Below are 11,959 nucleotides of genomic sequence, written 5' to 3'. Positions count from 1 at the left end.
ATGCACGAGAATGAACAACCACAAACCGAGGCTTTTGAGCTGAGTGAAGCAGAACGTGCCGCCATTGAGCACGAGATGCACCACTACGAAGACCCGCGTGCGGCGTCCATTGAAGCGCTGAAAATCGTACAGAAACAGCGTGGTTGGGTGCCGGATGGGGCGATCTATGCGATCGCGAAAGTGCTGGGTATTCCGGCAAGTGACGTAGAAGGCGTAGCCACGTTCTACAGCCAGATCTTCCGTCAGCCGGTAGGCCGCCATGTGATCCGCTACTGTGACAGCGTGGTCTGCCACATCACCGGTTATCAGGGCATTCAGGCTGCGATTGAGAAGAAGCTCAATATCAAGCCGGGCCAGACCACGTTCGATGGTCGCTTTACTCTGCTGCCAACCTGCTGCCTGGGTAACTGCGACAAGGGGCCGACCATGATGATTGATGAGGACACTCACAGTCATCTGACGCCGGAAGCGATTCCTGACCTGCTGGAGCAGTACAAATGAAAACTGTAATTCGTACTGCTGAGACGCATCCGCTGACCTGGCGTCTGCGTGATGACAAACAGCCGGTATGGCTCGACGAATATCAGAGCAAAAACGGCTATGCCGGTGCGCGTAAAGCCCTTGGCGGCATGGCGCCGGACGACATCGTTAACGCGGTAAAAGAGTCTGGCCTGAAAGGCCGCGGCGGCGCGGGCTTCTCCACTGGTCTGAAGTGGAGCCTGATGCCAAAAGACGAATCCATGAACATCCGTTACCTGCTGTGTAACGCCGATGAAATGGAGCCGGGCACCTATAAAGACCGCCTGCTGATGGAGCAGCTACCGCACCTGCTGGTGGAAGGCATGCTGATCTCCGCGTTTGCGCTGAAAGCGTACCGTGGTTACATCTTCCTGCGCGGTGAGTACATCGAAGCAGCGGAAAACCTGCGTCGCGCGATTGCCGAAGCCACCGAAGCGGGGCTGCTGGGCAAAAACATCCTGGGTACCGGGTTTGACTTCGAACTGTTCGTGCACACCGGTGCCGGGCGTTACATCTGCGGTGAAGAGACTGCGCTGATTAACTCCCTTGAAGGCCGCCGCGCGAACCCGCGTTCCAAGCCACCGTTCCCGGCCAGCTCCGGCGTGTGGGGGAAACCGACCTGCGTAAACAACGTCGAAACCCTGTGTAACGTTCCGGCTATCCTCGCGAACGGCGTGGAGTGGTATCAGGGCATCTCCTCAAGCAAAGATGCCGGTACCAAGCTGATGGGCTTCTCCGGTCGCGTGAAAAATCCTGGCGTCTGGGAACTGCCGTTCGGTACTACCGCGCGCGAAATTCTTGAAGACTACGCCGGCGGCATGCGCGATGGCCTGAAATTCAAAGCCTGGCAGCCGGGTGGGGCAGGGACAGACTTCCTGACCGAAGCCCACCTTGACCTGCCGATGGAATTCGAAAGCATTGGTAAAGCAGGCAGCCGTCTGGGTACGGCGCTGGCGATGGCTGTCGACCACGAGATCGGCATGGTGTCGCTGGTGCGTAACCTGGAAGAGTTCTTCGCCCGTGAGTCCTGCGGCTGGTGTACACCGTGCCGTGATGGTCTGCCGTGGAGCGTGAAGATCCTGCGTGCAATCGAACGTGGCGAAGGCCAGCCTGGCGATATCGAAACACTTGAGCAACTGTGTCGATTCTTAGGCCCGGGTAAAACCTTCTGTGCCCACGCACCGGGTGCCGTCGAACCTCTGCAGAGCGCGATCAAATATTTCCGCGACGAGTTCGAAGCAGGCATCAAGCAGCCGTTCAGCAATACCCATGCGATCAATGGGATTCAGCCGAACCTGCTTAAAGCGCGCTGGTAACGACAAGAATTTTGATTAACGCTCGGTTTCGACCGAGCCAACTGGAAGCATGCTAATGGCTACGATTCATGTAGACGGCAAAGAATACGAAGTCAACGGGGCGGACAACCTGCTGGAAGCTTGTCTGTCTCTTGGCCTCGATATTCCGTACTTTTGCTGGCATCCGGCGCTGGGCAGCGTCGGTGCTTGCCGCCAGTGTGCGGTGAAGCAATATCAAAACGCGGAAGACACGCGTGGTCGCCTGGTGATGTCCTGTATGACGCCAGCCACCGAAGGCACCTTTATTTCGATTGATGACGAAGAAGCCAAACAGTTCCGCGAAAGCGTGGTGGAGTGGTTGATGACCAACCACCCGCACGACTGTCCGGTTTGTGAAGAGGGCGGTAACTGCCACCTTCAGGATATGACCGTGATGACCGGTCACAGCTTCCGTCGCTATCGCTTTACCAAGCGTACCCACCGTAACCAGGATCTGGGGCCGTTCATCTCTCACGAAATGAACCGCTGCATCGCCTGCTATCGCTGCGTGCGTTACTACAAAGACTATGCAGACGGTCAGGATCTGGGCGTGTATGGCGCGCATGACAACGTCTACTTCGGTCGTCCGGAAGACGGCGTGCTGGAGAGCGAATTCTCCGGTAACCTGGTAGAAATCTGCCCGACCGGCGTCTTCACGGATAAAACTCACTCCGAGCGTTACAACCGTAAATGGGACATGCAGTTTGCGCCAAGCATCTGCCAGCAGTGTTCCCTCGGCTGTAACACCAGCCCGGGTGAGCGCTACGGCGAACTGCGTCGTATCGAAAACCGCTACAACGGTACCGTTAACCACTACTTCCTGTGCGACCGCGGTCGTTTCGGCTATGGCTATGTGAACCTGAAAGACCGTCCGCGTCAGCCGGTTCAGCGCCGTGGCGACGATTTCATTACCCTGAACGCAGAACAGGCGATGCAGGGCGCGGCAGATATTCTGCGCCAGTCGAAGAAAGTGATCGGTATCGGCTCCCCGCGTGCCAGCATCGAAAGCAACTTCGCGCTGCGCGAGCTGGTCGGGGCGGAAAACTTCTATACCGGCATCGCCCAGGGCGAGCAGGAACGTCTGCAGCTGGTACTGAAAGTGCTGCGTGAAGGCGGTATCCATACCCCTGCGCTGCGCGAAATCGAATCCTATGATGCGGTCCTGGTGCTGGGTGAAGACCTGACCCAGACCGGCGCCCGCGCGGCTCTGGCGGTTCGTCAGGCGGTGAAGGGTAAAGCACGTGAAATGGCAGCGGCGCAAAAAGTGGCTGACTGGCAGATTGCGGCGATCCTGAACATCGGTCAGCGCGCGAAGCATCCTCTGTTTGTGACCAACGTCGACAATACCCGTCTGGACGATATCGCGGCGTGGACCTACTGCGCCCCGGTTGAAGATCAGGCGCGTCTTGGTTTTGCCATTGCCCACGCGCTGGACAACAACTCACCGGCCGTTGAGCTGGATCGCGACCTGCAAAACAAGGTTGACGTGATTGTTCAGGCCCTGGCCGGTGCGAAGAAACCGCTGATTATTTCCGGTACCAACGCCGGTAGCGCAGAGATCATTCAGGCCGCAGCCAACGTGGCCAAAGCCCTGAAAGGCCGCGGTGCTGACGTCGGTGTGACCATGATTGCCCGTGCGGTGAACAGCATTGGTCTGGGCATGATTGGCGGCGGCTCGCTGGAAGCTGCGTTAAGCGAACTGGAATCCGGTGCCGCTGACGCCGTGGTGGTGCTGGAAAACGACCTGCATCGCCATGCTTCTGCCGCTCGCGTTGACGCCGCGCTCTCCAAAGCGCCGCTGGTGATGGTGATTGACCATCAGCGCACCGCGATTATGGACAAAGCGCACCTGGTGCTCTCTGCGGCAAGCTTCGCAGAAAGCGACGGTACCGTTATCAACAACGAAGGCCGCGCGCAGCGTTTCTTCCAGGTTTATGACCCGTCTTACTACGACAGCAACACCGTGATGCTGGAAAGCTGGCGCTGGCTGCACTCCCTGCACAGCACCGTGCAGAGCCGTGAAGTGGACTGGACGCAGCTCGACCACGTTATCGACGCGGTGGTGGAAAAACTGCCTCAGCTGGCAGGCATTAAAGATGCCGCGCCTGAAGCGAGCTTCCGCATTCGCGGCCAGAAACTGGCGCGTGAACCGCACCGTTACAGCGGCCGTACTGCAATGCGCGCCAATATCAGCGTGCACGAACCGCGCCAGCCGCAGGATAAAGACACCATGTTCGCCTTCTCCATGGAAGGGAACAACCAGCCGTCTGCGCCGCGTTCGCAAATCCCGTTCGCATGGGCACCGGGCTGGAACTCCCCGCAGGCATGGAACAAGTTCCAGGCTGAAGTGGGCGGCTCCCTGCGCCACGGCGATCCGGGCGTGCGTCTGATTGAAGCTTCCGAAACCGGTCTGGACTTCTTCACCACCGTACCGGCGAGCTTCCAGGCGCAGGACGGTAGCTGGCGTATTGCACCGTACTACCACCTGTTCGGTAGCGACGAGCTGTCCCAGCGTTCACCGGTCTTCCAGACCCGTATGCCGCAGCCGTACATCAAGCTTAACCCGGCGGATGCCGCGAAGCTTGGCGTTAACGCGGGTGCGAACATCGCCTTTAGCTATGACGGCCAGACCATCAGCCTGCCGCTGATTATTTCTGAAAGTCTGACAGCAGGGCAGGTCGGTCTGCCGATGGGTATGCCTGGCATCGCGCCGGTTCTGGCGGGTGCGCGTCTTGATAATCTGCAGGAGGCAAAAGCATGAGTTGGTTAACGCCGGATCTTATCGACATCCTGCTGAGCATTCTGAAAGCGATTGTTATCCTGCTGGTGGTGGTCACCTGCGGCGCGTTCATGAGCTTTGGTGAACGTCGTCTGCTCGGTCTGTTCCAGAACCGTTACGGACCGAACCGCGTGGGCTGGGGTGGTTCACTCCAGCTGGTCGCGGATATGATCAAGATGTTCTTTAAAGAGGACTGGATCCCGCGCTTCTCGGATCGCGTGATCTTTACTCTGGCACCGATGATCGCCTTCACCTCGCTGCTGCTGGCGTTTGCTATCGTGCCGGTCAGCCCGACCTGGGTGGTCGCTGACCTGAACATCGGCATTCTGTTCTTCCTGATGATGGCAGGCCTCGCGGTTTACGCGGTCCTGTTCGCAGGCTGGTCCAGTAACAACAAATACTCGCTGCTGGGTGCGATGCGTGCTTCCGCGCAGACCCTGAGCTACGAAGTGTTCCTGGGTCTCTCCCTGATGGGCGTGGTGGCGCAGGCCGGTTCATTCAACATGACCGACATCGTCAACAACCAGGCCGACATCTGGAACGTTATTCCGCAGTTCTTTGGGTTTATTACCTTTGCCATCGCGGGCGTGGCAGTGTGTCACCGTCACCCGTTTGACCAGCCAGAAGCCGAACAGGAACTGGCCGACGGTTACCACATCGAATATTCCGGTATGAAATTCGGTCTGTTCTTCGTGGGCGAGTACATCGGTATTGTCACCATTTCCGCGTTGATGGTAACGCTGTTCTTCGGTGGCTGGCATGGCCCGTTCTTACCGCCGTTCATCTGGTTCGCGCTGAAAACCGCGTTCTTCATGATGATGTTCATTTTGATTCGCGCAGCGTTACCGCGTCCGCGTTATGACCAGGTAATGTCCTTCGGCTGGAAAGTGTGCCTGCCGCTGACGCTCGTCAACTTGTTGGTAACGGCCGCTGTCATTCTCTGGCAGCAGCCATAAGGGGCAATAGACCATGACCTTAAAAGAATTACTGGTAGGCTTCGGTACCCAGGTACGCAGTATCTGGATGATCGGCCTGCATGCGTTTGCCAAACGCGAAACCCGGATGTACCCGGAAGAGCCGGTATATCTGCCGCCGCGCTACCGTGGCCGTATCGTGCTGACGCGCGACCCGGACGGTTCCGAGCGCTGCGTTGCCTGTAACCTGTGTGCGGTAGCGTGCCCGGTCGGCTGTATCTCTCTGCAGAAAGCCGAGACGGTAGACGGCCGCTGGTACCCTGAGTTTTTCCGCATCAACTTCTCACGCTGCATCTTCTGCGGTCTGTGTGAAGAAGCGTGCCCAACCACGGCGATTCAGCTCACTCCAGACTTCGAGCTGGGTGAGTACAAGCGTCAGGACCTGGTGTACGAGAAAGAGGATCTGCTGATTTCCGGTCCGGGCAAATACCCGGAATATAACTTCTACCGGATGGCGGGTATGGCAATCGACGGCAAAGATAAGGGCGAAGCAGAGAACGAAGCTAAGCCTATCGACGTCAAGAGCCTGTTACCGTAAGGAGAGGGCAATGGAATTCGCTTTTTATATCTGTGGCCTTATCGCCATCCTGGCTACGCTGCGAGTGATCACGCACACCAATCCGGTGCATGCGCTGCTGTACTTAATCATCTCGCTGCTGGCCATTTCCGGGGTGTTCTTCGCACTGGGCGCGCACTTCGCCGGTGCGCTGGAAATCATCGTCTACGCCGGGGCCATCATGGTGCTGTTCGTGTTCGTGGTGATGATGCTGAACCTGGGCGGCTCTGAAATTGAGCAGGAACGTCAGTGGTTAAAACCGCAGGTGTGGATCGGCCCGGCAATTTTGTCGGCCATCATGCTGGTGGTGATCGTTTACGCCATTCTGGGTGTTAACGATCAGGGCATCGACGGCACGCCGATTGGCGCGAAAGAGGTGGGTATCACGCTCTTTGGCCCATACGTTCTGGCAGTGGAACTGGCCTCAATGCTGCTGCTGGCAGGTCTGGTTGTGGCTTTCCACGTTGGCCGCGAAGAGCGTGCTGGCGAGGTGCTGAGCAACCGCACTGACGACCGCGCGAAAAGAAAAACGGAGGAGCGCGCATGATCCCCTTAACACATGGACTGATCCTCGCTGCGATTTTATTCGTTCTGGGTCTGACCGGTCTGGTTATCCGCCGCAATCTGCTGTTTATGCTGATCGGGCTGGAAATCATGATTAACGCCTCCGCGCTGGCCTTCGTGGTCGCCGGAAGCTACTGGGGCCAGACCGATGGTCAGGTGATGTACATTCTCGCCATCAGCCTCGCGGCTGCCGAAGCGAGTATTGGCCTGGCGCTGTTGCTGCAGCTCCATCGTCGCCGCCAGAATCTGAACATCGATTCAGTAAGTGAGTTGCGTGGATGAACATGCTTGCCTTAACCATTATTTTTCCGCTGATTGGCTTCGTGCTGCTGGCGTTTTCTCGCGGCCGCTGGTCTGAGAATCTGTCTGCAACCGTCGGCATGGGCTCTGTTGGCCTGGCCGCGCTGGTGACAGCGTATGCGGGTATCGACTTCTTTAACAACGGGCGTCAGCCTTTCAGCGTGCCGCTGTGGACCTGGATGTCAGTCGGTGATTTCAATATCGGTTTCAACCTGGTGCTGGATGGTCTCTCCCTGACCATGCTCTCCGTGGTCACCGGCGTCGGCTTCCTGATCCACATGTTCGCCTCCTGGTATATGCGCGGTGAAGAGGGTTACTCCCGCTTCTTCGCCTACACCAACCTGTTTATCGCCAGCATGGTGGTTCTGGTCCTGGCCGATAACCTGCTGCTGATGTATCTGGGCTGGGAAGGCGTGGGTCTGTGTTCTTACCTGCTGATCGGTTTCTACTATACCGATCCGAAGAATGGCGCAGCGGCCATGAAAGCGTTCGTCGTGACCCGCGTGGGTGATGTCTTCCTCGCTTTCGCGCTGTTCATTCTTTACAACGAACTGGGCACGCTGAACTTCCGCGAAATGGTGGAACTGGCGCCAGCGCACTTCGCCGCAGGCAACAACATGCTGTGGTGGGCAACGCTGATGCTGCTGGGTGGTGCCGTGGGTAAATCCGCGCAGCTGCCGTTGCAGACATGGCTGGCAGACGCGATGGCGGGTCCAACCCCTGTCTCCGCGCTGATCCACGCTGCGACCATGGTCACCGCCGGTGTCTACCTGATTGCGCGTACCCATGGCCTGTTCCTGATGACCCCGGAAATTCTGCATCTGGTGGGTATCGTCGGTGCGGTCACGCTGGTGCTGGCAGGCTTTGCCGCGCTGGTGCAGACCGACATCAAACGCGTTCTCGCGTACTCAACCATGAGCCAGATTGGTTACATGTTCCTCGCGCTGGGCGTTCAGGCGTGGGACGCGGCCATTTTCCACCTGATGACGCACGCGTTCTTTAAAGCGCTGCTGTTCCTCTCATCCGGTTCGGTGATTCTGGCCTGCCATCACGAGCAGAACATCTTCAAAATGGGCGGACTGCGTAAGTCCATCCCGCTGGTCTATGTCTGCTTCCTGGTGGGCGGCGCGGCGCTGGCGGCACTGCCGCTGATCACCGCGGGCTTCTTCAGTAAGGACGAAATCCTTGCGGGTGCCATGGCGAATGGTCATATCAATCTGATGGTTGCGGGTCTGGTCGGTGCGTTCATGACCTCCCTGTATACCTTCCGTATGATTTTCATCGTATTCCACGGTAAAGAACAAATTCACGCTCACGCAGGGAAGGGGATTACCCATCACCTGCCGCTGATTGTGCTGCTGGTACTGTCCACCTTCGTTGGCGCGATGATTGTGCCTCCGCTGCAGGGCGTGCTGCCAGACACCACCGAGCTTGAGCACGGTCGCGTTCTGACGCTTGAAATCACCTCCGGTGTGGTCGCTATCGCGGGCATCCTGATCGCAGCATGGCTGTGGCTGGGCAAACGTACGCTGGTCACTGCCGTGGCCAACAGTGCGCCGGGCCGCCTGCTGGGCACCTGGTGGTACAACGCGTGGGGCTTCGACTGGCTGTACGACATGATCTTCGTTAAGCCGTTCCTGGGCATCGCGTGGCTGCTGAAGCGCGACCCGCTGAACAGCCTGATGAATATCCCGGCGATCCTTTCCCGCTTTGCAGGCAAAGGCCTGCTGTACAGCGAGAACGGTTACCTGCGCTGGTATGTGGCGTCCATGAGCATCGGTGCGGTTGTCGTGCTGGCGCTGCTGATGGTGTTGCGTTGATCGTTAAGTGAATTTTATTCGAATTCGTTGAAAATCAGGCCCCTGCTGGGGGCCTTAAAAAGGAATGTAAATCGCCATGTTACTACCCTGGCTAATATTAATTCCCTTCATCGGCGGCTTCCTGTGCTGGCAGACTGAACGCTTTGGCGTGAAGATGCCGCGCTGGATCGCGCTGATCACCATGGGATTGACGCTCGCGCTTGGCCTGCAACTGTGGTTGCAGGGCGGTTACTCACTGACCCAGTCTGCGGGCATTCCGCAGTGGCAGTCTGAGTTCATCCTGCCGTGGATCCCACGTTTCGGCATTACGATCCACCTGGCGATTGACGGTCTCTCACTGCTGATGGTGGTGCTGACCGGTCTGCTCGGCGTTCTGGCGGTACTCTGCTCCTGGCGTGAAATCGAAAAATACCAGGGCTTCTTCCACCTGAACCTGATGTGGATCCTGGGCGGCGTAATCGGCGTGTTCCTTGCCATCGACATGTTCCTGTTCTTCTTCTTCTGGGAGATGATGCTGGTGCCGATGTACTTCCTGATCGCGCTGTGGGGCCACAAGGCATCCGACGGTAAAACGCGTATCACGGCGGCAACCAAGTTCTTCATCTATACCCAGGCGAGTGGTCTGGTGATGTTGATTGCCATTCTGGCGCTGGTGTTTGTTCACCACAACGCGACCGGTACCTGGACCTTCAACTACGAAGACCTGCTGAAGACCCCAATGTCGCACGGCGTGGAATATCTGCTGATGCTGGGCTTCTTCATCGCCTTCGCGGTGAAAATGCCGGTGGTTCCGCTGCACGGCTGGCTGCCAGACGCGCACTCTCAGGCGCCAACGGCGGGTTCCGTTGACCTGGCGGGCATCTTGCTGAAAACGGCTGCCTACGGTCTGCTGCGTTTCGCTCTGCCGCTGTTCCCGAACGCCTCCGCAGAATTCGCACCGATTGCCATGTGGCTGGGTGTCATCGGTATCTTCTACGGTGCCTGGATGGCCTTCACCCAGTACGACATCAAGCGTCTGATTGCTTATACCTCCGTTTCCCACATGGGCTTCGTGCTGATTGCTATCTACACCGGCAGCCAGCTGGCGTACCAGGGGGCGGTGATCCAGATGATTGCGCACGGTCTGTCCGCAGCCGGTCTCTTCATCCTGTGCGGTCAGCTGTACGAACGTCTGCACACCCGCGACATGCGTATGATGGGCGGCCTGTGGAGCAAAATTAAGTGGCTGCCAGCGCTCTCCATGTTCTTCGCGGTGGCGACTCTGGGGATGCCGGGCACCGGTAACTTCGTCGGCGAATTTATGATTCTGTTCGGCAGCTTCAAAGTGGTACCGGTGATTACCGTGATCTCCACCTTTGGTCTGGTGTTCGCTTCCGTCTACTCGCTGGCGATGCTGCACCGCGCTTACTTCGGTAAAGCGAAGAGCGAAATTGCTGCACAAGAACTGCCGGGGATGTCGCTGCGTGAGCTGTTCATCATCCTGCTGCTGGTCGTACTGCTGGTGCTGCTGGGCTTCTTCCCGCAGCCGATTCTGGATACTTCGCACAGCGCGATGGGCAATATCCAGCAGTGGTTTGTTAATTCTGTTTCTACTACAAGGCCGTAATTCGCCATGACAATAACTCCACAACAACTGATCGCGCTGCTACCGCTGCTGATCGTCGGATTGACGGTGGTGGTTGTGATGCTCTCCATTGCGTGGCGACGCAATCACTTCCTGAATGCCACGCTGTCGGTCATCGGCCTGAACGCCGCGTTAGTCTCTCTCTGGTTTGTTGGCCAGGGTGGGGCGATGGACGTCACTCCGCTGATGCGCGTTGACGGTTACGCCATGCTGTATACCGGTCTGGTGCTGCTGGCGAGCCTGGCAACCTGTACCTTTGCGTACCCGTGGCTCGAAGGCTACAACGACAACAAAGAAGAGTTTTACCTGCTGGTTCTGATTGCCGCGCTGGGCGGCATTCTGCTGGCGAATGCGAACCACCTGGCCGCGCTGTTCCTCGGCATTGAGCTGATCTCTCTGCCGCTGTTCGGTCTGATTGGTTACGCCTTCCGCCAGAAGCGCTCGCTGGAAGCAAGCATCAAGTACACCATCCTGTCTGCGGCGGCGTCCTCGTTCCTGCTGTTTGGTATTGCGCTGGTGTACGCACAATCCGGTAACCTCTCCTTTATGGCGCTCGGCAAGAGCCTCGGTGACGGCATGCTGCATGAGCCGCTGCTGCTGGCGGGGCTGGGTATGATGATTGTTGGCCTTGGCTTCAAACTCTCTCTGGTGCCGTTCCACCTGTGGACGCCAGACGTATACCAGGGCGCGCCAGCGCCGGTGTCGACCTTCCTGGCGACGGCGAGCAAAATCGCCATCTTCGGTGTGGTTATGCGTCTGTTCCTGTACGCACCGGTGGGTGACAGTGAAGCGGTTCGCGTGGTGCTGGGCATTATCGCGTTCGTCTCCATCATCTTCGGTAACCTGATGGCGCTGAGCCAGACCAACATCAAACGTCTGCTGGGCTACTCGTCTATCTCTCATCTGGGCTACCTGATGGTGGCGCTGATTGCGCTGCAGAGCGGTGAGATGTCGATGGAAGCCGTGGGCGTCTATCTGGCCGGTTACCTGTTCAGCAGCCTCGGCGCCTTCGGCGTGGTGAGCCTTATGTCCAGCCCGTACCGTGGTCCGGATGCCGATTCACTGTTCTCCTACCGTGGTCTGTTCTGGCACCGTCCGATCCTGTCTGCGGTGATGACGGTGATGATGCTCTCTCTGGCGGGTATCCCGATGACGCTCGGCTTTATCGGTAAGTTCTACGTGCTGGCCGTCGGTGTGCAGGCGCACCTGTGGTGGCTGACTGCGGGCGTGGTGATCGGCTCCGCGATTGGTCTCTACTACTACCTGCGCGTGGCCGTGAGCCTGTACCTGAGCGCGCCTCAGCAGCTCAACCGTGATGCCCCAACCAACTGGCAGTACAGCGCTGGCGGTATTGTGGTTCTCATCTCCGCGCTGCTGGTGCTGATCTTCGGTATCTATCCGCAGCCGCTGATTGATATCGTGCAGCGAGCAATGCCATTGATGTAAAAACAAAAAACCCGCCTCGGCGGGTTTTTTATTGCCCAGCGGC

10 protein-coding genes are annotated in these 11,959 nt (G+C 58.0%); all 10 read left to right on the top strand.

All coding sequences use genetic code 11. The features are described from left to right. Entirely contained in the window at window positions 1-501 is a 501-nt protein-coding gene (gene nuoE / locus ACMGGQ_RS14190; protein WP_063622169.1) for an NADH-quinone oxidoreductase subunit NuoE, read from the top strand. After that, window positions 498-1,835: an NADH-quinone oxidoreductase subunit NuoF gene (gene nuoF / locus ACMGGQ_RS14185; protein WP_008500209.1), complete on the top strand. Its 1,338-nt coding sequence runs from the start codon at window positions 498-500 to the stop codon at window positions 1,833-1,835. Before nuoE ends, nuoF begins: the two co-directional genes overlap by 4 nt. Window positions 1,836-1,890: 55 nt before the next feature. Then, complete coding sequence (nuoG, locus tag ACMGGQ_RS14180) at window positions 1,891-4,614, top strand: NADH-quinone oxidoreductase subunit NuoG (RefSeq protein ID WP_021241554.1); 2,724 nt, start codon at window positions 1,891-1,893, stop codon at window positions 4,612-4,614. Continuing rightward, entirely contained in the window at window positions 4,611-5,588 is a 978-nt protein-coding gene (gene nuoH / locus ACMGGQ_RS14175; RefSeq protein WP_008500211.1) for an NADH-quinone oxidoreductase subunit NuoH, read from the top strand. The genes nuoG and nuoH overlap by 4 nt, the downstream gene beginning before the upstream one ends. Before the next feature lie 13 nt (window positions 5,589-5,601). Further along, window positions 5,602-6,144 carry an NADH-quinone oxidoreductase subunit NuoI gene (nuoI, locus tag ACMGGQ_RS14170; RefSeq protein WP_003861491.1) on the top strand — a complete coding sequence of 181 codons (543 nt, stop codon included), beginning with the start codon at window positions 5,602-5,604 and terminating at the stop codon, window positions 6,142-6,144. A gap of 10 nt (window positions 6,145-6,154) precedes the next feature. Then, window positions 6,155-6,709 carry an NADH-quinone oxidoreductase subunit J gene (nuoJ, locus tag ACMGGQ_RS14165; protein ID WP_008500212.1) on the top strand — a complete coding sequence of 185 codons (555 nt, stop codon included), beginning with the start codon at window positions 6,155-6,157 and terminating at the stop codon, window positions 6,707-6,709. After that, window positions 6,706-7,008, top strand: a complete 303-nt coding sequence (gene nuoK, locus ACMGGQ_RS14160; protein WP_003861496.1) for an NADH-quinone oxidoreductase subunit NuoK — start codon at window positions 6,706-6,708, stop codon at window positions 7,006-7,008. The genes nuoJ and nuoK overlap by 4 nt, the downstream gene beginning before the upstream one ends. Beyond that, window positions 7,005-8,846 (top strand): NADH-quinone oxidoreductase subunit L, encoded by a 1,842-nt coding sequence (nuoL, locus tag ACMGGQ_RS14155; RefSeq protein ID WP_023325763.1) that lies wholly within the window; start codon window positions 7,005-7,007, stop codon window positions 8,844-8,846. Before nuoK ends, nuoL begins: the two co-directional genes overlap by 4 nt. Before the next feature lie 76 nt (window positions 8,847-8,922). Beyond that, window positions 8,923-10,452 (top strand): NADH-quinone oxidoreductase subunit M, encoded by a 1,530-nt coding sequence (nuoM, locus tag ACMGGQ_RS14150; protein ID WP_008500214.1) that lies wholly within the window; start codon window positions 8,923-8,925, stop codon window positions 10,450-10,452. A gap of 6 nt (window positions 10,453-10,458) precedes the next feature. Continuing rightward, a complete protein-coding gene (gene nuoN / locus ACMGGQ_RS14145) occupies window positions 10,459-11,916 on the top strand; it encodes an NADH-quinone oxidoreductase subunit NuoN (protein ID WP_024908971.1) in 1,458 nt (485 codons plus the stop codon). The last annotated feature ends 43 nt before the right edge of the window (window positions 11,917-11,959 follow it).

The sequence above is a fragment of the Enterobacter sp. BNK-13 genome (assembly GCF_048685015.1).
Classification (GTDB): Bacteria; Pseudomonadota; Gammaproteobacteria; order Enterobacterales; family Enterobacteriaceae; genus Enterobacter; species Enterobacter quasiroggenkampii.
This window is presented reverse-complemented; position numbering and strand designations above follow the sequence as displayed.

Bases quoted from the DNA above. Each gene is read 5' to 3' on its own strand.
- nuoE (WP_063622169.1), top strand. From the start codon at position 1: ATGCACGAGAATGAACAACCACAAACCGAGGCTTTTGAGCTGAGTGAA.
- nuoF (WP_008500209.1), top strand. From the start codon at position 498: ATGAAAACTGTAATTCGTACTGCTGAGACGCATCCGCTGACCTGGCGT.
- nuoG (WP_021241554.1), top strand. From the start codon at position 1,891: ATGGCTACGATTCATGTAGACGGCAAAGAATACGAAGTCAACGGGGCG.
- nuoH (WP_008500211.1), top strand. From the start codon at position 4,611: ATGAGTTGGTTAACGCCGGATCTTATCGACATCCTGCTGAGCATTCTG.
- nuoI (WP_003861491.1), top strand. From the start codon at position 5,602: ATGACCTTAAAAGAATTACTGGTAGGCTTCGGTACCCAGGTACGCAGT.
- nuoJ (WP_008500212.1), top strand. From the start codon at position 6,155: ATGGAATTCGCTTTTTATATCTGTGGCCTTATCGCCATCCTGGCTACG.
- nuoK (WP_003861496.1), top strand. From the start codon at position 6,706: ATGATCCCCTTAACACATGGACTGATCCTCGCTGCGATTTTATTCGTT.
- nuoL (WP_023325763.1), top strand. From the start codon at position 7,005: ATGAACATGCTTGCCTTAACCATTATTTTTCCGCTGATTGGCTTCGTG.
- nuoM (WP_008500214.1), top strand. From the start codon at position 8,923: ATGTTACTACCCTGGCTAATATTAATTCCCTTCATCGGCGGCTTCCTG.
- nuoN (WP_024908971.1), top strand. From the start codon at position 10,459: ATGACAATAACTCCACAACAACTGATCGCGCTGCTACCGCTGCTGATC.